Below are 23,203 nucleotides of genomic sequence, written 5' to 3'. Positions count from 1 at the left end.
AGGCGGACAAGACGACCTGCAGCCACCTCACAAGTAGTTCACCGCACCCGAATTCAGAGCCGTTCTGCTTTTAAACTAACCAGCGACTGCACCAACGGCGCAATGCCTGCGGCGATTGCGCCCTACATTTAACGGAAAAACCAAAGACGGCCGCCCATAAGGGACGCCCCTACAGAGCCATAATGCCATCGACGATAGCTGATTTAGTCTAAAAACTTAAGCAACCTGCATAACTCAGGCAGCTTTTGTTTCGCAGAAGCTAATGAAATTTGTTGCCAGTCATGTTTCTGCCAAAGCCGTTGCACTAACAAGAGCGCGGTTTGAGGCTCCACATTGGCATAAAACAAATTAAACCAGCAGAGTAGGTGAGTTTCTATCAGCTCATAAGGACGCAAGCCTGCCTGAAAGAGTTCTAATTCAGTGCTTTGTTGTGGTGTGATTTCTATAGAAGGAGGCTCTGCCCACAGCAACGCCAAAGCTGGATCCAAAGAGCATTGTTTATCAGCAAGTTGCCAATACAATTGCCTAGAAAACTGCTGCTGTAAAGGCTTGAACTGCTCGCCATACAGCATCAAAACCGAGGCTTCGTTGCTGGCTTGTTCGTTTTGATGGCTGAGTTTTATAGGGCTAAACCCCGATTTTTGCCAGAACTTCACTAAAGCTAAAGTAGCACCAAAACTGGTGCCCATCAGATACTTTTGACTCAATAAGTCTTGTAAAACAAAGCCTAATAACTGACTGCCAAGCCCCTGTGTTTGCATTGAGGGATGCACAACTATACGTTGAATTCTGGCCAGATTTTGCTCTGCCAGCTGCGGCTGCAGGCAATGAAAAGCTAGGCTTTGAGCCAATAAATGCCCTTGCACTCTTCGTTTGCCATGTGCTACTGCACTAGCAAGTTCTGCATCCAACTCACCTTCAAAACTGATTAAAGCACAGGCGATTACCTGCTGATCCTGCTCCAGTGTATAGAGTTTCAGCGCCGGGTTATCCAACAAAGCCCAAAGATCCATTACATCAGTCTGATAATGCGCCAGGCTTAATAAGCTAAAGATTTGCTGTAGTTTTTGAGGTTGTAGCAGTAGCTCTTTGATTTGATAGCTGACGGTTTTTGGTTGTTGTATTGCTCTAACAACAGAGTCAGTTTGCTCCAGTAAAAAACCTTTAAAAATCAGCTGTTCCAGTGGGTCGTTCATCTGATAGCGGATCGGCTGATGCAGATGCAGTTTCTGAAAACCGGGGCAATGCTGCTGTAAATAACTTTGAAATCTTAACTGAAAGCCACGGCCTGTGCCTTCGTAGCCATGTTCAGTAGAAGCAAAGACTAAACGGCTATATAAGTCCGTTAGTTGCTGCAATTGAGGGGTTGGAATAGCAGCCGCTTCATCCACCAGAACCACTGTATTTTGCTGTTTCTCTGCCAGCAAAACATCAACAGGCACAAAACGAATGACGCCCTTTAGCAGCTGATTCTGACCTTGCTGATAAGGCACATTTAAAAGATTGGCAGCGATAAAAAATGCCCTTTGCACAGCAACAGGCGAAGGGCCTGTCAGCAGAATATCTGTTTTACCTTGTTGCGCTAATAAAGCCGCAGCTAACCCCAAAGCACTGGATTTACCACGGCCACGATGAGCCGTCAGTACTAAAGGACGGCGTCTGTGACCTGTCACTACCTTACAAATAGCGACCACTGCGATTTGTTGTTCAGCTGTGCGATAGGGGTGTTCAACTGGTGTTGGAGTAACGGCGTCAGGCAAGAGCGGAATAACAGCGGGACTGCCTTCGATAATTTGAACCCAGCGGGCTTGCTGCAATTGCGCTAACCAGAAATCTTTAAATAAGCCTTTATAAACAGCAGCATCCAGCGGATAAGGCAAGACTCTTTTGGCTGCTGGGTTTGGTTGCTGTAGCCACATATCGGGTGTTTCAGTGACAAATAACCAAAGCCCTCCTGCTTTTAAGCAACCACTGCTGGCCGCTACTAAATCCCAGTCGACAGAATGACGTGCATCCACCACCAGCACATCACATTCTGTGCCCAGCCATTGCTGCTTTTGTTTGGCTGACAATAGCGTAAAACCAGCAGGGGCTTCATGGCCTAACCAATAACTTTTTCCTTCAGGCTTTAAAGCAGAAAGTTGCTGCTGAGTATAAGCTTCTGAACCTGCTAACCAAATGGGTAAACGCCAGCCACGCTCCTGATAAGCGCTTTGTTGCTGACGGATGATCTGCAGCAGGTCTGTCATAGACTAAACTGGCTCTAACCTGGCATAAGCTGTCACCAGCCATTTACTGCCCAGCTCATCAAAATTCACCTGAATACGGGATTGTGGCCCTGTGCCTTCATAGTTCAGTACCGTGCCTTCACCAAACTTATCGTGTAACACCCGTTGACCCAGCTTAAAGCCGGTATTTTCAAAAGCACTATGGCTGGCGGCGCTACCAAAACGGTTCATTTGAGTCGGCTTGCTGACATTAGTGGTCAGGCGAATTTCCTCTAAACAATCAGCCGGAATTTCGCGGATAAACCGCGATGGTCTGTTGTATTGTTCCTGACCATATAAACGGCGGCTTTCGGCATGAGTTAAATACAGCTTCTGCATAGCTCGTGTCATACCGACATAACATAAACGTCGTTCTTCTTCCAAACGCTCGCTGTCGTCACCACTTTGTTGGCTCGGGAACATACCTTCTTCCAGACCACAGATAAACACCAATGGAAATTCCAGACCTTTGGCACTGTGTAAGGTCATCAACTGCACTGCGTCTGAATGTTCTTCGGCCTGATATTCACCGGCCTCCAAAGCGGCCTGAGATAAAAAGGCGGACAGTGGCGTCATTTCTTCAGTATTAACATAAGTGGCGTTGGCGCAAGCGTTCACTAACTCGTTTAAGTTCTCTACCCTGGTCTGAGCCTTTTCACCTTTTTCGGCTTTGTACATCGCCATCAGGCCTGATAGTTGGATCACATGATCAGCCTGCTCATCCAGACTTAAGTCTTTGCTGTCGGCTTCGAGCTGATCAATCATCTGCACAAAGGTGCCGATGGCATTGGCTGCACGGCCAGTCAGTTGTTTATTCGCCAACATTTGTTGCAGGCTTTGCCACAAGGTCACTTGCAGTGAGCGGGCATTTTCCCGCACTTTGTCCATAGTGGTATCGCCGATACCACGCACCGGAGTATTGATAATACGTTCCAGCGCGGCGTCATCTTGTCTGTTATTGATCAGACGCAAATAAGCCAAAGCATCTTTAATTTCCTGACGTTCGTAGAAACGCAAGCCGCCATAAATACGGTAGTTAATACCGTCCTGAATTAAGGCTTCTTCCAGCACACGCGACTGGGCGTTGTTGCGATACAGTACTGCAGCTTCAATCAGTTTGCCGCCTTCACGTTTCCACTCCCGAATACGGCCGACAATAAAACGTGCTTCGTCCAGCTCGTTAAAAGCTGTGTAGAGCGAAATGGCTTCGCCTTGTTCGCCGTCCGTCCACAGGTCTTTACCCAAACGGTCGCTGTTATGCGAAATCACGCAGTTTGCGGCTTTTAATATAGTGCCGGTAGAGCGGTAGTTTTGCTCCAACCGGATCGTGACAGGGTTTGGATAGTCTTCTAAAAACTGCTGAATGTTTTCTACTTTAGCGCCACGCCAGCCGTAAATGGACTGGTCATCGTCGCCTACTATCATCACTTTACTGTCAGTGCCTGCCAATAATCGTAACCATTCATACTGGATCGAGTTGGTATCCTGGAACTCGTCGACCAGAATATGACGGAAACGCTGCTGATAATGAGCACGGATCTGTGGCTGCTGTTTAATCAGTTCGAAGCTGCGCAATAAAATTTCAGCAAAGTCGACCAAACCCGAGCGGTCACACATTTCCTGATAGGCGGCGTAAATTTTGATCATGGTTTGCAGGCTGAAATCGCCATGTGCATCCATAGTGCCGGGGCGCTGGCCTTCGTCTTTACGGGCGTTGATAAACCATTGAATTTGTTTAGGTGGCCAGTGTTTTTCGTCTAAATTCAGCGCTTTTAGTACCCGACGCACTAAACGGTATTGATCGTCCGAGTCGATGATCTGAAAACCCTGAGGTAAACCCGCTTCCAGATAATGGGCTCGCAACATGCGGTGCGATAAACCGTGGAAAGTACCCATCCACAGATTATTTAAACTGACGCCTATGGTCTGTTCGATACGGTTACGCATTTCCTGTGAGGCTTTATTGGTAAAAGTCACAGCCAATAAACTATAAGGCGCAACCCGTTCCACCTGCATCAACCAGGCTAAGCGATGCACCAGTACCCGGGTTTTGCCCGAGCCGGCACCCGCTAATACCAGCATATGTTGAGGAGGAGCGGCTACCGCATCACGTTGTTTATCGTTTAAGCCATCCAGTAAAGAAGAGACATCCATTAGCAGTAAGTACCTGTCGCTGACGCAAAATTTGCCGACATTATATACCCATCTTGCTTGTCACCCCAGCTTTGTTGCCCAAGCTTTGATCATAGGGTTCAGGGCTTAAAGCAAAGCCTGTAACTGCTCTAACGAATCAATTTGCAGATGAGGTAATAGCGAGGTTTGAAAATGAGCTTCATGCTTCAGCCACACCGCCTGACAACCGGCATTCAGCGCCCCCCGCACATCAGCTTTGCTGTTATCGCCTATATGCAGCAGTTCATGTGGCGCAATCGCCAGTTGCTGGCAGGCTTTATGAAACATATCAGGGTAAGGCTTCATTTTGCCGCTGGGGCCAGCATGATAAGCGTGCTGAAAATACTGGCTGATACGCAGCAATTTTAAATCGGCATTGCCATTGGTAATGGCGACCAATGGGTAACGCTCTGCTAAGGCTTTGAGTAATTGATGGCTGGAATCCGGCACTATTAAATTGCTGCGGGCAGTATAAAAAGCACCAAAAGCCAGTTCTGCCATTTCACCAGCTTCGCAGCGACCGACCCCAAGCTCTGTTAAGCCCTGTTCCACCGACAACAAGCGCCAGCGGCTGACATCGTGCCGAACTTCCGGGTTAAGTTGCGCCAGCTCTTTGCGTTTTTGCCACCAGAATTCAGGGTCAATCAGCCCAAGCTTTGGGACAAGTTGCAACAGTTTTTGTTGCATAGCCAGTTCAGCCAACTCAATCACAGGGCCGTTGTTATACAGCGTATCGTCCAAATCAAATGAGATAGCTTTAAAAGGCAAAAGGGCTTTGTAAATACGCATAAGCTTTAGTGTCCGCTGGCAAGTGCTGTTAGTTTAAATGGCATACGAGAGTGATGCGTGTTGAGATTTACTTCTTCTTCGCCCTTGGATGGGCATTATCATACACCTTGGCCAGTTGCTGAAAATCCAGATGGGTGTAGACCTGAGTGGTGTTCAGGTTAGCGTGACCCAGCAGCTCTTGCACTGCGCGCAGGTCTGAGCTGGATTCGAGCATATGAGTGGCGAAGGAGTGGCGTAGCATATGCGGGTGCAAATGCTGAGCTAAACCTTGACGTTCAGACCAGAGTTTGACGCGTTGTTGCACTTGTCTGTGGCTGATGCGGCTTTTTTGTTTGCTTAAAAACAAGGCGTCCGGCTCTGTGCCTACATAAGCACCTCGTACTTTTAGCCAGTCTTTAATGGCTGCTACCGCCATACGGCCTATAGGCAATACTCTTTGTTTATTGCCTTTGCCGCGCACCCGTATTAAGGCTTCGGACCAGTCAATATCCTGCAAATTAGCGCTGACCAGTTCATCCAGCCGTAAACCTGAGGAGTAAAACAACTCCAACATGGCTTTGTCACGGCAGGCGAGGGCGTCTTCGCTGGTATCAAAATCCAGCAGGTGATTGACCTGATCGACATCGAGGTTTTTTGGCAAAGGTTTGTCGAATTTTGGCACCTGTAAGTAGGATGCCGGGTTTTCTTTCAGTTTGCCTTGTTGCACCAGATAACGGTAAAAGCTGCGTAAAGACGCCACTCTTAGCGCCAGGCTGCGGGCTTTTAAGCTTTTGCGGCACGAGGAGATATGCAGTTGCAGCTGGGTTTCGGTCAGGTCGATCCAATGCTCCGCTTGTTCAGCCACCTGACTGGCGACAGCACAAAGCTGCAACTGGTAGCTGGTTAAGGTTTTTTTGCTGTAACCCCGTTCATCTTTCAGATACGCCAGAAAAGCCGACAAGTCGGCTTGCCAATGGGCTAATTCAGGCTGCAACATAAGAAGGTAAAACGGCTAACACCAGTTTCGCCAGATGGTCTAAAAATAAGGTGTCCATGCCTGGCTGGAAATGCTCATCTGAGTCGCTGCCAAAGGCCAGCAGAAACTGTTGGTCTTCCGACAACGTTAACAGTTGTAATGATACGGAATGAATATGAGGTTCAAACAAAGCGGCCATTTCGTCGCGGTTCATCCGGCCAAAATAATAAGTTTTGCCACTTAAGCGGCGCTGTAAAATCAGTTGTAACTGCGCCACCTGATCGGTTTTTTGCTGCAAATCAACCAACACACAACTTTGCACATGCGGCATTTGGGCGATAAAGGCCTGCAAGGCTTGCAGCAAAGCATTTTGATCAGCGGCTTTTAATAACTGTAAATGCAGATCGTTCAGCGCATAAAAAATTTGTTCGTTCTGGCGGGCTATACCCATCAGGCGGGTGATATCGTCTTCTAAAGAACGGATTTTTTCGCGTTGTAATTCCAGCTGGCGTTCCACTAAAGACACCACACCCCGCTGCTGATGCGGTAAACGCAAGCGGCTTAGCAGTTCAGGATGTTGCAGGAAAAACTCAGGATGATCATACAGATAATCAACAATCAGGCTGGCTTCTGCCAGTTCAGGGTTTACCAGTGCTGTATCGAGAGGAAGGTCGCTCATAAGAATAATTGTCCATCAAAAACATGTTCGGCTGGTCCAGTCATTTTGACGGGTTGGCCAGGCCCTTGCCAGCGGATCTGCAAAGAACCGCCCGGTAAATCTACCCTTACCTGGGTTTGTAATTTTTTCTGCATCTGACCAATGACTGCAGCAGCGCAAGCGCCGGTGCCACAGGCCATAGTTTCGCCAGCGCCCCGTTCCCATACTCTTAATTTGACATGAGAAGGCGACAATACCTGCATAAAACCTATATTGGCGCGCTCAGGGAAACGTTCGTGATTTTCAAAAACCGGTCCCCACTGATGCACAGGAGCAGTCTGAATATCATCCACCAGTATCACTGCATGTGGGTTACCCATCGAAACCACACCACATAAAGTGGTAGCGTCTTCGCTGTGCAAAATATAGTTCAGCTCTTGTTTTTGTGCTTTAAAAGGCACTTTGGCCGGATCAAACTGCGGCACGCCCATATTGACAGTCACCTGACCATCCTGCTCTATATACAAAGTGATTTTGCCCGACTTGGTGCTGACGGCAATTTTGTATTTATTGGTCAGGCCTTTATGCCGGACAAACTTGGCAAAACAGCGCGCGCCGTTACCACATTGTTCTACTTCAGAACCGTCGGCATTAAAGATACGGTAATGAAAGTCCAGATCCGGATCATAAGGCGGTTCCACCATCAGTAGCTGGTCAAAACCTACCCCAAAGTTACGGTCGGCCAGCTTTTTGATTTGTTCTTTGGTTAAAAACACATTCTGGCTGACCGCGTCTATCACCATAAAGTCATTGCCCAAACCGTGCATTTTTGAGAAATGCACTAAGCTTTGGTGGGGACGATCTTTAAATTTATTGTCTGGGATCATTCAGGGTACCAACTGTTCACCGCGCCACAGGTCCTGCCATTGTTCACGCTGGCGGACTAAATAGCTGCGGTCACCATCCACCAGCACTTCTGCGGCTCTGGGTCTGCTGTTGTAGTTGGAACTCATGGTAAAACCATAAGCGCCGGCTGAGCGCACCACCAATAAATCACCTGGTTCCAGCGCTAAAGCACGATCTTTACCAAGGAAATCGCCAGTTTCACAGACCGGACCTACCACATCGTAAGTCACGGCTGGAATATGCGGCTTTTGCTGCACAGCAATAATGGCTTGCCATGCACTGTAAAGCGCCGGGCGAATTAAGTCGTTCATGGCCGCATCAACAATAGCAAAATGTTTTTCCTGACCAGGTTTTAAATACTCTACTTTGGTCAGCAGTACACCGGCATTGGCCATAATGGCGCGGCCTGGTTCAAAAATAATGGATAACTGTGGATAAGCCTCCAGCTTTTCTACTACTTTGGCGGCGTATTCGGCAGGATGTGGCGGAGTTTCACCGTCGTAAGGCACACCTAAACCGCCACCAATATCAATATGACTTAAGTGGATACCTAGCGTGGCTAATTTGTCTATCAAGGCCAGTAACTTATCTAAGGCATCTAAAAACGGCTGAGTTTCAGTCAGTTGTGAGCCTATATGACAATCCACACCACAAACTTTTAAATGCGAAGCGGCATCCGCTTGCTGATACATGGCCACAGCGTCGTTAATATCAATGCCAAACTTATTGGCTTTTAAGCCGGTAGAAATATAAGGATGGGTTTTGGCGTCAATATCCGGGTTCACGCGAATAGAGATAGGCGCAATGATATTCAATCGGCTGGCTACTTGCTGAATACGTTCCAGCTCAGGAATAGATTCCACGTTAAAACACTTGATACCGGTTTGCAGTGCATACTCAATTTCAGTAACAGATTTACCTACGCCCGAGAACACCACTTTTTTCGCGTCGCCACCTGCTTGCAGCACACGGCGTAATTCACCTTCAGACACAATATCAAAACCACTGCCAAGGCGGGCCAGCAGGTTTAACAGCGCTATATTGCTGTTGGCTTTAACGGCGTAACAGACTAATAAGTCACGGCCTGGTGCAGCTTCAGCAAAAGCTTTGTAATGGCGCTCAATGGTAGCGCGGGAATAGACATAAGTTGGCGTGCCAAATTCTGCAGCAATATCGGCTAATGCAACATCTTCGGCAAATAAGTTCTGATCCTGATAATTAAAGTAATCCACTACTGTTCCTTTGAAACTACTGGCTGATCGGCTGGCGCGACTTGTTCTGGCTGCGCCTTATTAGGTTGTGGGGTTTGAGGCAATGTTAAAGGACCTTTTTGGCCACAGGCCAGTAACCATTGGCTGAGCAACAGGATGCACACCAGTCTTTGTCGCTTTGTATTCATGGTTTTTATTTCATTAATTATTTTGCGCTCTATAATCGCATCCTTAACAGCAAAAGCAAACAGGTGAAACCGATGAATGACGTAGAATATGACGAACTGACCGATCAGGTGCTGCTTGCGGTGGAAGACGCTATCGAAGCATTGGACCTGGATTTGGATTATGAGTCGCACGGTGGCTTGTTAAGTATCAGCTTTCCTGACGGCAGTAAGGTGATTATTAATAAGCAGCCTCCACTGCATCAGCTCTGGGTAGCGACTAAATTTAACGGCCACCATTTTGAATTAAAAAACAGTGTCTGGATTGATAACAGAACAGGTGCTGAGTTCTGGGCATTAATTTCTGATGCCTTTAGCAAGCAGTCTGGTCAAGACGTGGTACTTACTGATAATTCCTGAATGATAGAGAAATAGAATGGCGTTACTTCCTTTTGTAGATGTAAAACCTGCAGGTCAGGCTGATGCTGCTGTGATCTGGTTGCATGGTTTAGGTGATTCGGGTGATGGTTTTGCACCTATAGTGCCAGAATTACGTTTGCCAAAAACGTCGGGCATCCGGTTTTTATTTCCCCACGCTCCTGTACGCCCTATTACTATTAATGGCGGCATGCAAATGCGCGGTTGGTACGATATTAAAACCTGGGATTTAAACGACAGAGCAGATGAAACAGGTGTGCGTGAATCTGCGGCTGCAGTAACAGCCCTAATCGACAAACTGATAGAGCAGGGCATTGCGGCTAATCGCATTTTATTGGCAGGTTTTAGTCAGGGTGGCGTTATTGCGCTACATTTATTACCCCGCCTGTCTTATAAACTGGCCGGTGTGATGGCGCTTTCCACTTATATGGCTGTGCCAGGCAAGCTGAAAGAAGAAATGACCACGGCCAATAAAAGCACAGCTGTGCTGGTGAATCATGGTACTCATGATGAAGTGGTGCCTTACAGCGCAGGTCAGGCGGCTTTTAACGCACTGAAATTTGCTGGCTTTAATGTCAATTGGGCCGAGTACCGAATGGGCCATAGTGTTTGCCCACAACAAATTGCTGATGTCAGTCGTTTTATTCAGCAGCAATTACCAGCACTTTAAAGTGGAAAAAAAAGTGACAACAGTACAGGAAAAACTGGTGGTTCGGGTCAGTCTGGGCGCTGCAGCTGCGACGCCTGGTGATTTGCCAGAACCAACAACAGAGCAACAGTGGCACTGGCGCCGTATTAGCGGTGCTGCTCTGACACTTTGTGCTGCGGCTTTGTTGTTGTATGGCTGGTTACATCTGGATTCTGCTGATATTGAGCTGACACCTGTGGCTGCCACGGCTCCTGTTGTCATGACATCTGAATCTATTGACGTTGCGACTCCAGAGCTGGTGCTGGAAGCTGTACCACAAAACCCCGAACCCGAACAGGTTAAAACTGAAGCGGCTGAAACCGGGGTCGTGGCTAGTGCAACAAAACCTGCAGAAGCTGCTGTAGTGGAATATAACAGTGCAGCAGAACAGCCAGTGGTTGCTGAAACTGCCGTAGTTGAAGTGGATACAGGTGCCCCCTTATTTATGGCCGATTCAGGTGTATTAAGGCTGGCATTGCTGACGAACGAGTCCCCTTCAGCTAAAGCCCGCAGTTTAGGTGAACAGATTGATGCCACAGCTGTACCGCAGCTGGCTTTGTATTCTGAAATCAAAGGTTTAAATGGCCAGAGCATTGAACATTTGTGGTATTACGAAGGCAAGCTGATGACCCGGATTAAACTGCCGGTCAAACTGGATTATTGGCGTACCTACAGCAGAAAAGAATTCGACAGCAGTCAAAAGGGGGAATGGCGGGTCGAAATTCTGGATCCACAGCAGAACTTATTATTCAGTCATCATTTTCATTATCAATAAAATACCATTGGTCCTTGCAACTGCAGCTTTGTTGGCTCTGACGTTGTATTCCAGGGTAGACGGACAGGGACAAGCCCTGCCGCTGCGGTGAGTTTGGGTATATACTAAGCGGCATTTTCAGACAAACCAGTTTTTATTTCTCTGTGCTGGTGTTGTTTTTTCCGGTTTAAGGAGTTCCTATGCAGCTTGTTCGTATTGCCACCCGTAAAAGTGCTTTAGCCTTGTGGCAAGCCAATTTTGTTAAAGCCGAACTGGAAGCCGCTCACCCTGGTTTGCGAGTTGAGCTGGTGCCTATGTCGACTCAGGGCGATAAAATTCTGGATACACCTTTAGCCAAAATTGGTGGTAAAGGTTTGTTCGTAAAAGAGTTAGAAACCGCCATGCTGGAAGGTCGTGCTGATATAGCAGTGCACAGTATGAAAGATGTGCCTGTCGATTTTCCTGAAGGTTTGATGCTGCATACCATTTGCCAGCGTGAAGACCCGCGTGACGCTTTTGTCTCCACTAGCTACCAACAACTGGCTGATTTACCGCAAGGGGCTGTAGTCGGAACCTCCAGCCTACGCCGTCAGTGTCAAATCAAAGCCATCAGGCCGGATTTACAAATTAAAGACTTACGTGGCAACGTCAACACTCGGCTGGCGAAACTCGATGCAGGTGAGTTTGATGCCATTATTCTGGCTGCGGCTGGTTTAATACGTTTAGGTTTTGAGGCACGCATCGCCAGCTTCCTGGAAGTTGGCACCAGTTTACCGGCCAATGGTCAGGGTGCTGTAGGTATTGAATGCCGCACAGACGATTTAGTGGTGCAACAACTGTTAGCCCCGCTGGAACATAAAGAAACCCGCATTTGTGTGCTGGCCGAACGGGCAATGAATCGTAAGTTGCAGGGCGGTTGTCAGGTACCTATTGGTGCTTTTGCTGTATTGGAGCAAAATGAGCTTTGGTTGCGTGGTTTAGTTGGACAACTGGATGGTTCTGAAATTTTACGTTCAGAAATCAAAGGCTCTGCAGAACAAGCCGAGCAGTTAGGAATGCAGCTGGCGGAACAGTTATTGGCGTTAGGCGCAGATCGCATTTTAGATGCGGTCTACCGTCAGGCCTGATTGGCGTGACGATTCCACTGCTGGATCCACTAAGCCCGGTACTGATCACCAGACCAGCGGGCAAGGCGGATCAGTTGCTGGCCAGTTTAGATGAACTGGAGATTCCGTATTTATATCAACCTTTGATCACCACTCAGTTAGTGCCATTAAAAGCCAAAGCAGGCACTCTGCTGGAGCAGGCCGATCAGGTTATTTTTGTCAGTGTCAGTGCGGTTAGCTGCCTGCAGCAGCAATACGATTGCAAAAAAATCACTGCACCTTTAATAGCTGTAGGTACCACTACAGCCACAGTGCTGGAAAAATGCAGTGGCCGCTCTGTTATAGTCCCGCAAGATCAGCGCAGTGAAGGCTTATTGGCTTTACCGCAGCTGCAGGATGTAGCTGGCAAACATATTGTGATAGTGCGGGGAAACGCTGGCCGTGAGCTGATCAAAAAAGGCTTAGTGGAACGGGGCGCTCATATTCATTACCTGCAAAGTTATCGCAGAGTACCTTTGCCGCTCGATGGGCAAGGCTTGTCAGACCAGTGGCATCAGCAACATATTCAATGTATTGTGGTGACCAGCAACGAAATTTTACAGCTTATTTTTGATTTATTGCCCAAAGAGCAACATAGCTGGTTACAGCAACAGTTATGGATAATGGTCAGCCCGCGGATGAAAGAAGCCGCTATAGAACTTGGGATCGACGGATCCCGTATTTATTTGTCAGCCAGTGCCAATGATCAGGCGTTACTGGATGCTATTTGCCAGTTAAGAGGAACTTGTCATGACTGATACCCCGGTGGCTGTTACCGCCTCTGAATCTCCACTTCCACATGAGCCGGTTAAAAAAGAACCGGTAAAAAATGAAAGTCCAAAAAGTGAAAACCCAAAGCCGGCTAAAACCGGCCGGGCTGTCGCCTGGTTTTCTTTATTATTAAATATTGTGTTGGTTGCCGCTATAGCCGCTGCGGTCTGGTGGTTGTGGCCACAATGGACAGCAGTGCAGCAACAACAGCTGCAACTTCAACAGCAGCAACAGCAACAAACTGAGCAAGCTAAGCAGCAACTGCAACAACTGACCGATCAGGTGCAGCAGCAGCTGGCGCTGGTTGTTGATCAGCAAAAACAGCAGGAAACTCAGGATCTGCAGCAGCAACAGGCTTTAGTGCAGTTGCAACTGGAGAGCAAAAAGCAATTAAGCAATGGCCGCACCTGGCAGTTATGGCAACTTCAGCAGCTATTGCAATTGGCCGGACAAAAAATCTGGTTAGAACAAGATATGCCAGCTGCATTACGTTTATTGCAAGGTGCTGAACAGCAACTGGCGTTGTTACAAGACAGCAGCATGCAGCCGTTGCGTCAGGCGATCCAAACGGATTTAGCTGAACTGCAAAAAAGCACAGTGCCGGATTTAGCCAAAATTCAGCTGGCTTTAACCAGCTTACGCAAAACTGTGAATAATTTACCTTTGCGCCAAAGTGAGCGGGTACTTGATGAAACACCAGTTGTAGCAATCGCGGCAGAGGCTGACTGGCAAGCCACTCTGATCTACCACTGGAATTCGTTCTGGAGTTCATTGGTGCACGTGCGCCCGACTCAACCAGAAGATTTGTCGGTGTTATCTGCGGGTCAGCAACTGAGTTTACGTAACACCTTACAACAGCAGTTGTTACTGGCCGAGCTGGCAGCCATGAAATATCAGCCAGAGCTGTATCAGGCTGCATTGCAGCAGGCGATGGATACCTTGCAGCGTTATTTTGCTGCTGCAGATCCACAGGTTAGTTCTGCATCTGAACAGCTGGTACAACTGGCTGGTTTAGCTGTGGCTTTTCCTGCTCCTGCTGCACTGGGATCCACAGCTGTGCTTGATCAGGTGATGCGTCAAAGCATGGTGGAGAGCAGCCAATGATCCGTTTGCTGATAGTGGTTTTACTGCTGGCTGCTGCCATGTGGGTGGGGCCCTGGCTGACGCAGAATCCGGGTTACCTGATGCTGGTGCTGGGTCCATGGACAGTGGAAATGACGCTGATAGGTTTTGTCATCATTCTGTTGTTGAGCCTGAGTGTGTTGTGGTTGACTTTACGTATTCTGCGACCCTTGTTAGGTTTTCGTAACTGGACCTTAAACCCCTTTCGTGGTCGTCAGCAACGCAAAGCCCGTTTAGCTTTTGAACAAGCGGCTTTGGCTTTGGCGGCGGGCCGTTTTCAGGATGCTGAGCAGTATTTTGATCGCTCTGACGCTATGCCTGAATTCACTATACTGCGCCAGAGTATGGCTTGTTACGCTGCGTTGCAGGCCGGACATGCGACCAAAGCTATGCAGCTTGCTGAGCAACTGGATGCAACCCAGGCTCAGAGTTGTTATGTCAAAGCAGATTTATTGCTACGTCAGAATCAGGCTAAAGCGGCTATGGAGTTATTGCAACCTCATATGCTGTTGCCTGCTGATGCACCTTTATTAGCTCCGTTGTATTTCCAGTCATTGCTGGCTGGCGGCCATAACATTGAAGTCTTTCATACTGTGCTTAAAGCCATAGAGCAAAAATGGTTTACCAAAGTGCAGTGGCAAGCGCAGCGTTATCAGATTTACCCGCAGGCCATCCGTAATCTGGCAGCTCAGGGTGTGTTTGACGAAAGCAGTGATTATTGGCTGGCTTTGCCGTCGAAAGAACGGAAGTCGATGGCCGCTGTACTGGGGAGAGTTTGGGCTAAAGTTAAAGCGGGTCAGGTAGAGCAGGCTGAAAAGTTGCTGGTTGATAATCTGGCTTATAGTGACTTGCCATTGGTATGGCCTGTGCTGAGACAAATTCCGTTAAAACGTCATGTGGTATTGCTGCGTAAACAACTGCAGCACTGGTTACGTGATCACAAGGAAGACGCAGTGCTTTATGCAACTTTGGCCTATTGTGCCGAGCAAGACGGCGAACCTATGCAAGCTGAGCTGGCCTGGCAAAAGGCGATGCAGTATCAGCCGGGTTTAAAAGTTTCCTGACATGTATCCTGAGTTATTAACAGGCCTGGCACCAATCCTTGGTGCCAGGCCTCGTATCTTGTTGCTGGGTAGTATGCCTGGCGCAGCTTCGCTTACTGAGCAACGTTATTACGCTCATCCGCGCAATTTATTCTGGCCTTTTATGCAGCAGCTGTTTGCTATACCGACAGAACTTGATTACCAGCAGCGTTGCCAGTTACTGACAGAGCAAGGTATAGCTTTATGGGATGTGATCGCCCACTGCGAAAGAGCGGGCAGCCTGGATAGTGCCATTAAAAAAAGCAGCGTGATTTGTAATGCGATACCGCACTTGCTTGATGCTGAACCGCAGATCCTAAAGATTTGTTTTAACGGTGCCAAAGCAGCAGAAGAGTTTAGACGCCATCTGCTGCCGCTTTTGAAACACCGCACTGAGATAGAGTATATTCAACTGCCATCCAGCAGCCCTGCTCATGCCAGTCAAAGCAAAGAGCAAAAGCTGGAGGTATGGGCTAAAGCTTTATTGGAATAAGGCGTCCAGCGCCCTGGTACTTTTGAAGCCCACATTTTTAGCTGTGGCCAAAGCTATTTTTGCTTCTGCTAATTTGTTTTCGCTGAGCAGCTCAATGGCATACCAACCTAAGGCATCTGCATCGTTTTTTCTCTTTAAGTATTCTGACCAGTAAGGCTGATCCAAAGCCCGGGCCCGTTGCGCTGCCAATACGCCATTGCGGGCAGCCTGATCCAGCCAAAAGGTTGGAGTCCACTCAGCTGGTACGGCAATCAGAGCTTCAAGATACATTTGGTCTTCTGCAAACATAGGTGGTTTTTGAGTACCATGATGCAGGTTAAATGGGCTGATCCGGTAATAGCGTGGTTCCAGGTCGGGCAGGCTTTGGCCTTTGGCTAAAGGGAGTGGAGTTAAGTTGCTTTCTATTTTTTCTATCTTCTGATCCGCATTCACCTGTACCAGAGCTTTGCCCGGAAATGCAGGCATTTTCCTTCCCTGTCCGGGTTTTACGTAAGCGATCGAATCGATATCAGCCATAGTTGGTGGTGTAACTACTGCGGCTCCGGATACAGCGTAGAAGTTCCGTTCATTCATCAGATAGCTTAGTAAGGTGGCGGTATTTAGCTGAGAGACAGCACGCCCGGCAAAAGCTGCTTTCCAGTCTGATTCAGCCAGAGCCTTGACCATGGATGATTTCCGTTCTTTCTCCAGATGTGGGAAGTCTTTACCTGCCACTGTTATGCCGAAATCAATTTGTATCTTGTGTATTGAAATATCGCTGGCCTGACCGAATTTCCATTCCATCAGTGCATTTTCTGTCACTTTAGCAAAAGAGCTGTCTTCCGGAACGCTGTATATAGTTTTGACGTAAACCACATTTCCAGCCTTATCTACCACAAAACGGGATTTAGTAAATCCAGGCAAACCTTTGCGTGCAAGAGTCAGTGGATATTGAGGCGCTACAGTTTTAAGGCGTTGCCGCACATTATCCCATGCAGGCTGCTCAAATTCGTTTGCTGTGTATCCGGGCAAACTGTGTTTTTGGAGTTGGTGGTATAAGTCTGCGGCTTGCTGTTTCTGGCTTTCTGACAACTCAGCTTCTAACCTATGGATGTCATTTAACGCACTTTGCTCGCCTAAATGTACTGCCAAAGAAAAGTAGGCGTAAGCACGCACCAGATCTTGTTGTTCAGCTTCAGTATGAAGTGCCATCAGTGCCAAAAAATAGGCTGCTCCGGAATTTCCTGAGTCAACGAGCTGTTCGAATTCCGCCTTGGCTTCGACATAGTTTTGCGATTTGTAGGCCTTAATTGCCTGAAACAGATCTGCATGACAGTAGAGAGGGAGCAGTAAAGCTGCAAAGGTGAATACTTTTTTTAACATCCGTTGTTCCTAGGCACCTAATGAAATAGCCGCAGAATGTTATCCGCAATCAGGCTTTAGGTAAATATTTTGTTATGCTAATTTGCTGCCATTCTGTACAGCTTGTTCCGGTACAGCCAAAACCACAGCACCATCAGGCCGATAAAATCCTGTGATCAGGCATTCGGAGCGAAAAGGACCTATTTGTTTAGTGGGGAAGTTGACTACCCCAATCACTTGTTTGCCCAGCAATTGTTCTTTGCTGTACAGCGCTGTGATTTGAGCACTGGATTGTTTCACTCCGATGTCAGGGCCAAAATCTACTTTGAGTTTGTAAGCTGGCTTTCGTGCTTCCGGAAAATCTGTCACTTCGATCACTGTGCCCGTGCGCAACTCAACAACTGCAAATTGTTCCCAACTAATGATATCCACTTTGATGACTCTCCTATTAAACAACGACTTAGCTTTGCACACCAAGATAGTGTTGTCATGAGTTTTGCGGTCAGTGACCAGCTCTATGAAAGGAACTTAACAAGAGTATAAAATTTCGCCTTGACAGAAAAAGCAAATGCATAAATATTAAGTGACATCGCTTATTTAGTTTTGACCTTTTATGACTTCAATTCACGCTTGCTTTATCACATTTGCCCGGACAGCAGCTCCGGCAAATCTGCATGCGTGCTCCACTGATTACCACTTATCCGAGTGGTTCGACGAATAAATATCCGCAATTAATCTGACCGAATTTTATATGTAGCTTTGCGGCTGCCTGTAAAACCATGGCCTTTGGCCGTTTTAAAATCATAAAAAGAAGCAGGAAAATAAAAATGAAAGCACCTCTCTTAGGCGTGTTGGCGTTGCTATTCAGCAGCCACAGCTTCGCCTGTTTGCAACAAGAAAGCGAAAATAATAATACTGAAAGCAAGGCCGATGGTGCTTTATGCAGTGGCACAACAGTAGCCGCCAGCATAGGCAGTAGTTCGGATGTGGACTGGTATTATTTTGATACCACAGCAACCGGAGATATCAATGTCAGTTTAAGTCATGGCTCAGGCAAAGACTTTGACTGGTTTTTGTATCGCAGCTCCGGTAGCTACATTATGTCGGGCCAAAGCAGTGCTAATCCGGAAACTGGTACTTATACCGCGTCTCCGGCAGGGCGGCATTACATCAAAGTGACCCGTTATAGTGGGACAGGCACTTATCAGCTGACTGCAAACTTTGTCGGTAGTACGGGTGGCGGTGGTGGTGAAAATCCTCCGCCAACAGGAGGCTGTAACTATGGTGCCCGGCCGTCAAAACCCAGCAATTTAACCAGCTATATCACAGGCTCGGCCACTGACACTTGTGTCACTTTATCCAATCCGGCTCTGTTGTTGATGGGCGGTGGTGCAGATGTGGACAATGCCTTTAGCTTAAGAGTCGGACCCCATATTCAGGGCGGCAATATTGTTGTTCTGCGTACTGCGGGCACCAATGCGTACAACAGTTATCTGCAGGGTTTAACCAATGCAGCTTCTGTCGAAACTATTATTGTGGATACAGTGACCAAAGCCAATATGGATTATGTGGACTGGGCTATCCGTTCGGCTGAGTTTGTCTGGCTGGCAGGTGGTGATCAGTCGGCTTATCTGAACGCCTGGCAAGGTACTAAGGTTCAGGCTGCTATTCAGCATGTGTATGACAAAGGCGGTGTAGTGGGTGGTACTTCGGCTGGCGACCATGTGTTGAGTCAGCATATTTATGACCCGGATGGTGTAGCTGGTGCTATCAGTGCTGAAGCAGTGACAGATTTCTGCCATGAAACTATCAATATCAGTACAGGTTTCCTGAACTTCCCTGCGATGCAAGGGGTGATTAATGATACCCACTTCCGTCAGCGTGACCGCATGGGCCGCTCTATGGTATTCCAGGCCAAAGTGGGAGCTGCCAGCCGTGTAGTTGCTATTTCAGAAGCGACGTCGTTGTTTGTAAACAGTGCGGGTCAGGGCATAGTGGATGGAACCAATGAAGTGTATGTTCTGAGATCAGATGCTCAAACTCAATATGCTCAAACCAGCTGTGGTTTACCTGTGAAGGTCAATAACCTGCTGCGGTATAAACTGGTGAGCGGCGATCAGTACAACCTGATCAATAACACTACGTCTATAGTGCCAACCCGTATCAGTCTGGATGGCAGTAAAGCTAGTTTCTATACACCAACCAGTCCATATTAGGGGTAGCAGTAAAGCGAGTCTCTATACATGCAGCAGCCCGTATTAACGGATACGAGTTGGTGTAATCAATAAAAAGCCAAAGGACTGGCTTTTCCTGTTGTGATTCAGATGTCGATTTGGTTTGTCAGGCGAGGCTCAAGACGCTGCTTTAAATCGCCTTCAATCACTACAGCCCGGCCGGTACTTTTATCCAGACAAACAAAAGTAATATTGGCGTCGGCCACTAAAATGTCAGTACCATCCAGCCAGATTTTCTGGTGAATGACAGAGCTTTTGGTATTAATAGCGCTGAATTCGGTATCAATACGCAGTTGCTGGCCCATGGTGGCCTGAGCTCTGTAGTTAATATTGATATTGACGATCACCCAGGCCAGACCCAGTTGTTCAAAATGTTCGATATCGCCATGTTGTTCCAGATAACCCCAGCGGGCCTCCTCCAGAAATTCTAAGTAGCGGGCGTTATTGACGTGCTGATAACCATCAAGGTGATATCCCCGGACTTTAATAAAAGTGTGATGTAACATAAAACTCTCTGGTTGGACCTGTCTGGTGCCATGATGCCATAAATTTCGCTTTGGGTTAATGGCGTTTTTTCCTGTCCAACACTGAGATTTTTTTGGTCTGCTGCTCTGGATTCAGTAGAATAAGCACACTTTGGTTTTTTGGTGCTTTTATGCGTCTGTTACAGCAGCTCTCTGCTAAATCCTATTCCACTTTTGCATTGGATACACAACTTGCCGAATTGGTCGAGTTGGACTCATTGGCTGAACTAATGACTTATCAGCCTGTAGTCCCGCCTTTGGTATTGGGCGAGGGTAGCAACAGTATTTTCCTGACTGATCAAAACCGCACTGTTTTACGTTATTTAGCCAAAAGCCGGATTGTGCTGTCAGAAGACGAGCAACAAGTGCAACTGCATATAGAAGCAGGGGATAACTGGCATCAACTGGTCAACTGGACAGTCGCTCAGGGCTGGTGGGGATTAGAAAACCTGTCCTTAATCCCCGGCAGCGTGGGTGCTGCTCCGGTGCAAAATATTGGCGCTTATGGTGTCGAGCTGGCGGATTGCTGTGATTATGTCGACTTTTTTCACTGGCAAAGCCGTGAAGTGCAGCGTTTAACTAAAAACGACTGTGGTTTTGCCTACCGTGACAGTCTGTTTAAAAGCCTGCTTGCCGGTCAGGGGCTGATTGTGGCTGTGGGGTTGACGCTGAAAAAGCAGGGCCAGCCGAAATTAGGCTACAAAGGCCTGGAGCATTTAAATCAGCACAGTAGTGTTACTGAAGTAGCAGATGCCGTAATTGCGGTGCGTCAGTCCAAATTACCAGACCCGGCCGTATTACCTAACTGTGGCAGCTTTTTTAAAAACCCTGTGGTCAGCCAGTCTGTGTTTGACGCTATACAAAGCCGTTATCCTGAAATGCCGTTTTATCCACAAGCTAATGGTCAGGTCAAATTGGCGGCTGGTTGGCTGATAGAGCAAACAGGTCTAAAAGGTCAGCGTATTGGCGATGTCGGCTGTTATGAAAAACAAGCGCTGGTGCTGGTGAATTTTGGCCGGGGCACAGCCGCAGATTTACAACAGATGATTGCCCTGATCCAGCAAAAAGTCCTGACACAATTTGCGGTTCAGCTGGAACCTGAGGTGCGCTTACTTGACCAGTGAACAGCGTAAAACTTTACCCCATAGCCTGATTGTACAGCGGCAACTGGTGCACTATTTAGCCGATGGTACTTTGTGTTCTGGCCAATGGCTGGGTGAACAACTGGGTATCAGTCGCACTGCTGTGGCCAAACACTTAGAGCAATTGCAGCACTATGGTCTGGATTTATACAAAATTAAAGGCAAAGGCTATCGTTTGGCCCAGCCTGTGCAATTGCTTGATGCGGCGCTGATTAAACAACGACAGCAACAACAGGCGCCGGTTTGGGTGCAGTCTGTAACAGATTCCACCAACAGCCAGTTGATGCAAAAGCTTAAAGATGGGGTAGTGCTTGAAAAAGGCGCTGTGCTGGTGGCAGAAGCACAGACCGCTGGCCGGGGCCGACGGGGTAAGCAGTGGTTTTCACCTTTTGGCTGCAATTTGTATTTTTCGATGTACTGGCAACTGGAGCAAGGCGTTCAGGCCGCTATGGGCTTAAGTTTAGTGGTAGGGCTGGCAGTCGCTAAAGTGCTGCAACAGCAATGGCAATTGCCGGTGCGGTTAAAATGGCCCAATGATTTATACCTTGAGCATAAAAAACTAGGTGGCATTTTAGTTGAACTGGCGGGTCAGACTCATGCCCAGTGTGATGTGGTAATAGGTTTGGGCTTAAATATCAGGATGCCGGATCAGACTGATAAAGCCGTCGATCAACCCTGGGCTGATTTAACCTCGGCTTTAGGCCAGCACATCGATCGAAATTTGCTGGTGGCTTTGTTGCAGCATCAACTGGTGCTGGAATTACAGCAGTTCAGTCAACAGGGGTTTGCCGGTTATGTGCAGGCTTTTAATCTGTTGGATCAATTTGCCGGGGAGCAGGTGACTTTATCCAGTGGCAGTCAAACCATCACAGGCTTTTGTGCTGGTGTCGATGCGCAGGGCGGGCTGGTGCTGGATATCAACGGCCAAAAGCAAAGCTTTTATGGCGGTGAACTGAGCTTAAGAAAGGTGCTTTGATGGAATTATTACTGGATATAGGCAATAGCCGCAGCAAAGCCCGTTTACATGATGTCGGCACCCTTACGGAAATACAGCTGGAAAACATCACTGCAGAACAGTGGTCATCAATAAATGCAGTGTATTGCGCTAGCGTGGCGGCGGACGACAGGGTATTGGCAATACGCCAACAGATCCCTTCTGCTATCCCTTTTATTCAAATTCGCAGTGAAGCTCAGGCTTTTGGCGTGACTAATAGTTATCAGCAGCCGCATTTATTGGGGGTGGACCGCTGGTTGGCGTTGGTTGCAGCAGCAGAGTTATACCCCAATACCGAGCTGTTAATAGCAGACGCGGGCACTGCTTTAACTATTGATTGGTTAAATAGCACAGGAACACATCAGGGCGGCTGGATTTTAGCCGGGCAAAAACTGCAGCAGGAAGCTGTATTAAGTAAAACCGCCAAAGTATTTTCAGCAGAACTTGAAACAGAGCAGTTGTCGCCCGCTACCGATACAGCCACAGCTTTGTATCAGGGCGCTATTGCTGCCTTAGTGGGAGCTATTCGGCAGGCATGGGCAATTAAGCCAACACAGCTGATTATTTTAACCGGTGGTGATGCGTTGCTTTTACAAAAATACCTAGCGGATCTGCCCATTCAGCTTGAATCTCAACTGATCTTTCAGGGATTAGCCCGTTATATTCAGCCGAATTGAGCATTTTGTGTACTTATTGAGCATTCAGGCCAGAATTTATAAGTTTTTTTTATTTCCTGTTGCGTGGGGTGGGGCATTCCACTAGAATTCGCACCCACTGACGTAGTGCCGCTTTAGCTCAGTTGGTAGAGCAACTGACTTGTAATCAGTAGGTCATCCGTTCGACTCGGATAAGCGGCACCATTAGTATAGTGGAGGGGTTCCCGAGTGGCCAAAGGGATCAGACTGTAAATCTGCCGGCACTGCCTTCGAAGGTTCGAATCCTTCCCCCTCCACCATTTTCAGTGCAATAGCTACGAGTAGGCCGCGGGCATCGTATAATGGCTATTACCTCAGCCTTCCAAGCTGATGATGCGGGTTCGATTCCCGCTGCCCGCTCCAAACAGATCAAGTTGCTGATATAGCTCAGGCGGTAGAGCGCATCCTTGGTAAGGATGAGGTCCCCAGTTCGATTCTGGGTATCAGCACCATCTTAAAAGCCTCTCTTGTTATACAACCAAAAACACTTATTTCATACAACCGCCGTTTGTTAAAAAGGGTCCATTTATGGCTAAGGCTAAATTCGAACGTAATAAACCGCACGTTAACGTAGGCACCATCGGTCACGTTGACCACGGTAAAACTACTTTAACTGCTGCTATCACTAACGTACTGGCTAAGCATTACGGCGGCCAGG

General features: G+C 47.8%; 24 protein-coding genes and 4 tRNA genes. 17 read left to right on the top strand and 11 right to left on the bottom strand.

The genetic code is table 11. From position 1 onward, the window contains the following. Positions 1–203 precede the first annotated feature (203 nt). From RHEIN_RS14530 to lptM, 8 genes are all read right to left on the bottom strand, one after another. Complete coding sequence (locus RHEIN_RS14530) at positions 204–2,249, bottom strand: GNAT family N-acetyltransferase (RefSeq protein ID WP_008899732.1); 2,046 nt, start codon at positions 2,247–2,249, stop codon at positions 204–206. Positions 2,250–2,252: 3 nt separating this feature from the next. Then, positions 2,253–4,421, bottom strand: a complete 2,169-nt coding sequence (uvrD, locus tag RHEIN_RS14525; protein ID WP_008899731.1) for a DNA helicase II — start codon at positions 4,419–4,421, stop codon at positions 2,253–2,255. Positions 4,422–4,526: 105 nt separating this feature from the next. Continuing rightward, a complete protein-coding gene (locus tag RHEIN_RS14520; protein ID WP_008899730.1) occupies positions 4,527–5,228 on the bottom strand; it encodes an HAD-IA family hydrolase in 702 nt (233 codons plus the stop codon). Between the two features lie 67 nt (positions 5,229–5,295). Then, positions 5,296–6,204, bottom strand: a complete 909-nt coding sequence (gene xerC / locus RHEIN_RS14515) for a tyrosine recombinase XerC (RefSeq protein ID WP_008899729.1) — start codon at positions 6,202–6,204, stop codon at positions 5,296–5,298. Beyond that, entirely contained in the window at positions 6,191–6,862 is a 672-nt protein-coding gene (locus RHEIN_RS14510; protein ID WP_008899728.1) for a DUF484 family protein, read from the bottom strand. The genes xerC and RHEIN_RS14510 overlap by 14 nt, the downstream gene beginning before the upstream one ends. After that, complete coding sequence (dapF, locus tag RHEIN_RS14505; protein ID WP_008899727.1) at positions 6,859–7,728, bottom strand: diaminopimelate epimerase; 870 nt, start codon at positions 7,726–7,728, stop codon at positions 6,859–6,861. The genes RHEIN_RS14510 and dapF overlap by 4 nt, the downstream gene beginning before the upstream one ends. Next, complete coding sequence (gene lysA, locus RHEIN_RS14500) at positions 7,729–8,979, bottom strand: diaminopimelate decarboxylase (RefSeq protein ID WP_008899726.1); 1,251 nt, start codon at positions 8,977–8,979, stop codon at positions 7,729–7,731. After that, complete coding sequence (gene lptM / locus RHEIN_RS21460) at positions 8,979–9,146, bottom strand: LPS translocon maturation chaperone LptM (RefSeq protein WP_443216048.1); 168 nt, start codon at positions 9,144–9,146, stop codon at positions 8,979–8,981. The genes lysA and lptM overlap by 1 nt, the downstream gene beginning before the upstream one ends. Positions 9,147–9,218: 72 nt before the next feature. On the opposite strand from lptM, the gene cyaY reads away from it, so the two are divergent. The 8 genes from cyaY to RHEIN_RS14460 all read left to right on the top strand — a co-directional run bounded on the left by cyaY (position 9,219) and on the right by RHEIN_RS14460 (position 15,615). Continuing rightward, the gene (gene cyaY / locus RHEIN_RS14495) at positions 9,219–9,542 is read left to right on the top strand and encodes an iron donor protein CyaY (RefSeq protein WP_008899725.1); all 324 of its coding nucleotides are present in this window, start codon (positions 9,219–9,221) and stop codon (positions 9,540–9,542) included. A gap of 16 nt (positions 9,543–9,558) precedes the next feature. Beyond that, positions 9,559–10,230 carry an alpha/beta hydrolase gene (locus RHEIN_RS14490; RefSeq protein ID WP_008899724.1) on the top strand — a complete coding sequence of 224 codons (672 nt, stop codon included), beginning with the start codon at positions 9,559–9,561 and terminating at the stop codon, positions 10,228–10,230. Between the two features lie 13 nt (positions 10,231–10,243). Next, the gene (locus tag RHEIN_RS14485) at positions 10,244–11,023 is read left to right on the top strand and encodes a DUF2914 domain-containing protein (RefSeq protein WP_158005488.1); all 780 of its coding nucleotides are present in this window, start codon (positions 10,244–10,246) and stop codon (positions 11,021–11,023) included. 179 nt (positions 11,024–11,202) lie between these two features. After that, positions 11,203–12,129: a hydroxymethylbilane synthase gene (hemC, locus tag RHEIN_RS14480; protein WP_008899722.1), complete on the top strand. Its 927-nt coding sequence runs from the start codon at positions 11,203–11,205 to the stop codon at positions 12,127–12,129. A 5-nt stretch (positions 12,130–12,134) separates the two neighbouring features. After that, positions 12,135–12,905, top strand: a complete 771-nt coding sequence (locus RHEIN_RS14475; RefSeq protein ID WP_008899721.1) for a uroporphyrinogen-III synthase — start codon at positions 12,135–12,137, stop codon at positions 12,903–12,905. After that, positions 12,898–14,022 carry a uroporphyrinogen-III C-methyltransferase gene (locus RHEIN_RS14470; RefSeq protein WP_008899720.1) on the top strand — a complete coding sequence of 375 codons (1,125 nt, stop codon included), beginning with the start codon at positions 12,898–12,900 and terminating at the stop codon, positions 14,020–14,022. The genes RHEIN_RS14475 and RHEIN_RS14470 overlap by 8 nt, the downstream gene beginning before the upstream one ends. Continuing rightward, on the top strand, positions 14,019–15,104 hold the full coding sequence (locus tag RHEIN_RS14465; RefSeq protein ID WP_008899719.1) for a heme biosynthesis HemY N-terminal domain-containing protein: 1,086 nt from the start codon (positions 14,019–14,021) through the stop codon (positions 15,102–15,104). The genes RHEIN_RS14470 and RHEIN_RS14465 overlap by 4 nt, the downstream gene beginning before the upstream one ends. A 1-nt stretch (position 15,105) precedes the next feature. Further along, complete coding sequence (locus RHEIN_RS14460; RefSeq protein ID WP_008899718.1) at positions 15,106–15,615, top strand: DNA-deoxyinosine glycosylase; 510 nt, start codon at positions 15,106–15,108, stop codon at positions 15,613–15,615. Here RHEIN_RS14460 and RHEIN_RS14455 read toward each other — a convergent pair. Together RHEIN_RS14455 and RHEIN_RS14450 are read right to left on the bottom strand one after the other, a co-directional pair. Then, the gene (locus RHEIN_RS14455; protein WP_008899717.1) at positions 15,604–16,977 is read right to left on the bottom strand and encodes an energy transducer TonB; all 1,374 of its coding nucleotides are present in this window, start codon (positions 16,975–16,977) and stop codon (positions 15,604–15,606) included. The genes RHEIN_RS14460 and RHEIN_RS14455 overlap by 12 nt on opposite strands. 72 nt (positions 16,978–17,049) lie before the next feature. Further along, a complete protein-coding gene (locus RHEIN_RS14450) occupies positions 17,050–17,388 on the bottom strand; it encodes a tRNA-binding protein (RefSeq protein ID WP_008899716.1) in 339 nt (112 codons plus the stop codon). 395 nt (positions 17,389–17,783) lie between these two features. On the opposite strand from RHEIN_RS14450, the gene RHEIN_RS14445 reads away from it, so the two are divergent. Then, positions 17,784–19,172 carry a pre-peptidase C-terminal domain-containing protein gene (locus tag RHEIN_RS14445; protein ID WP_008899715.1) on the top strand — a complete coding sequence of 463 codons (1,389 nt, stop codon included), beginning with the start codon at positions 17,784–17,786 and terminating at the stop codon, positions 19,170–19,172. Positions 19,173–19,276: 104 nt separating this feature from the next. Here RHEIN_RS14445 and RHEIN_RS14440 read toward each other — a convergent pair whose 3' ends face one another. Next, positions 19,277–19,696 (bottom strand): acyl-CoA thioesterase, encoded by a 420-nt coding sequence (locus tag RHEIN_RS14440; protein ID WP_008899714.1) that lies wholly within the window; start codon positions 19,694–19,696, stop codon positions 19,277–19,279. Positions 19,697–19,845: 149 nt separating this feature from the next. Here RHEIN_RS14440 and murB point away from each other — a divergent pair, with 149 nt between their 5' ends. The 8 genes from murB to RHEIN_RS20740 form a co-directional block, all read left to right on the top strand. Beyond that, positions 19,846–20,838: a UDP-N-acetylmuramate dehydrogenase gene (murB, locus tag RHEIN_RS14435; RefSeq protein WP_008899713.1), complete on the top strand. Its 993-nt coding sequence runs from the start codon at positions 19,846–19,848 to the stop codon at positions 20,836–20,838. Beyond that, a complete protein-coding gene (gene birA / locus RHEIN_RS14430) occupies positions 20,828–21,832 on the top strand; it encodes a bifunctional biotin--[acetyl-CoA-carboxylase] ligase/biotin operon repressor BirA (RefSeq protein WP_008899712.1) in 1,005 nt (334 codons plus the stop codon). The genes murB and birA overlap by 11 nt, the downstream gene beginning before the upstream one ends. Then, positions 21,832–22,527 carry a type III pantothenate kinase gene (locus tag RHEIN_RS14425; RefSeq protein WP_008899711.1) on the top strand — a complete coding sequence of 232 codons (696 nt, stop codon included), beginning with the start codon at positions 21,832–21,834 and terminating at the stop codon, positions 22,525–22,527. Before birA ends, RHEIN_RS14425 begins: the two co-directional genes overlap by 1 nt. 107 nt (positions 22,528–22,634) lie before the next feature. Continuing rightward, a tRNA-Thr gene (locus tag RHEIN_RS14420) sits at positions 22,635–22,710 on the top strand. 10 nt (positions 22,711–22,720) lie between these two features. After that, positions 22,721–22,805, top strand: a tRNA-Tyr gene (locus tag RHEIN_RS14415). A 28-nt stretch (positions 22,806–22,833) separates the two neighbouring features. Then, a tRNA-Gly gene (locus tag RHEIN_RS14410) sits at positions 22,834–22,908 on the top strand. A gap of 13 nt (positions 22,909–22,921) precedes the next feature. Continuing rightward, a tRNA-Thr gene (locus RHEIN_RS14405) sits at positions 22,922–22,997 on the top strand. 76 nt (positions 22,998–23,073) lie between these two features. Then, positions 23,074–23,203 (top strand): GTP-binding protein (locus RHEIN_RS20740; RefSeq protein WP_008899710.1); only part of this gene is annotated, 130 nt, incomplete at its 3' end.

The sequence above is a fragment of the Rheinheimera sp. A13L genome (assembly GCF_000217935.1).
In the GTDB taxonomy this organism is placed as follows: Bacteria; Pseudomonadota; Gammaproteobacteria; order Enterobacterales; family Alteromonadaceae; genus Pararheinheimera.
The sequence above is the reverse complement of the archived record's forward strand: the minus strand, read 5'-3'. Positions and strand labels throughout refer to the sequence as shown.

What these genes read in the sequence shown, in the direction of transcription:
- RHEIN_RS14445 (WP_008899715.1), top strand. Translation starts at nt 17,784, where the DNA reads ATGAAAGCACCTCTCTTAGGCGTGTTGGCGTTGCTATTCAGCAGCCAC.
- RHEIN_RS14460 (WP_008899718.1), top strand. Translation starts at nt 15,106, where the DNA reads ATGTATCCTGAGTTATTAACAGGCCTGGCACCAATCCTTGGTGCCAGG.
- dapF (WP_008899727.1), bottom strand. Translation starts at nt 7,728, where the DNA reads ATGATCCCAGACAATAAATTTAAAGATCGTCCCCACCAAAGCTTAGTG.
- uvrD (WP_008899731.1), bottom strand. Translation starts at nt 4,421, where the DNA reads ATGGATGTCTCTTCTTTACTGGATGGCTTAAACGATAAACAACGTGAT.
- murB (WP_008899713.1), top strand. Translation starts at nt 19,846, where the DNA reads ATGCGTCTGTTACAGCAGCTCTCTGCTAAATCCTATTCCACTTTTGCA.
- RHEIN_RS14470 (WP_008899720.1), top strand. Translation starts at nt 12,898, where the DNA reads ATGACTGATACCCCGGTGGCTGTTACCGCCTCTGAATCTCCACTTCCA.
- lptM (WP_443216048.1), bottom strand. Translation starts at nt 9,146, where the DNA reads ATGAATACAAAGCGACAAAGACTGGTGTGCATCCTGTTGCTCAGCCAA.
- cyaY (WP_008899725.1), top strand. Translation starts at nt 9,219, where the DNA reads ATGAATGACGTAGAATATGACGAACTGACCGATCAGGTGCTGCTTGCG.
- xerC (WP_008899729.1), bottom strand. Translation starts at nt 6,204, where the DNA reads ATGTTGCAGCCTGAATTAGCCCATTGGCAAGCCGACTTGTCGGCTTTT.
- RHEIN_RS14455 (WP_008899717.1), bottom strand. Translation starts at nt 16,977, where the DNA reads ATGTTAAAAAAAGTATTCACCTTTGCAGCTTTACTGCTCCCTCTCTAC.
- hemC (WP_008899722.1), top strand. Translation starts at nt 11,203, where the DNA reads ATGCAGCTTGTTCGTATTGCCACCCGTAAAAGTGCTTTAGCCTTGTGG.
- RHEIN_RS14440 (WP_008899714.1), bottom strand. Translation starts at nt 19,696, where the DNA reads ATGTTACATCACACTTTTATTAAAGTCCGGGGATATCACCTTGATGGT.
- RHEIN_RS14465 (WP_008899719.1), top strand. Translation starts at nt 14,019, where the DNA reads ATGATCCGTTTGCTGATAGTGGTTTTACTGCTGGCTGCTGCCATGTGG.
- RHEIN_RS14510 (WP_008899728.1), bottom strand. Translation starts at nt 6,862, where the DNA reads ATGAGCGACCTTCCTCTCGATACAGCACTGGTAAACCCTGAACTGGCA.
- RHEIN_RS14520 (WP_008899730.1), bottom strand. Translation starts at nt 5,228, where the DNA reads ATGCGTATTTACAAAGCCCTTTTGCCTTTTAAAGCTATCTCATTTGAT.
- RHEIN_RS14425 (WP_008899711.1), top strand. Translation starts at nt 21,832, where the DNA reads ATGGAATTATTACTGGATATAGGCAATAGCCGCAGCAAAGCCCGTTTA.
- RHEIN_RS14490 (WP_008899724.1), top strand. Translation starts at nt 9,559, where the DNA reads ATGGCGTTACTTCCTTTTGTAGATGTAAAACCTGCAGGTCAGGCTGAT.
- RHEIN_RS14530 (WP_008899732.1), bottom strand. Translation starts at nt 2,249, where the DNA reads ATGACAGACCTGCTGCAGATCATCCGTCAGCAACAAAGCGCTTATCAG.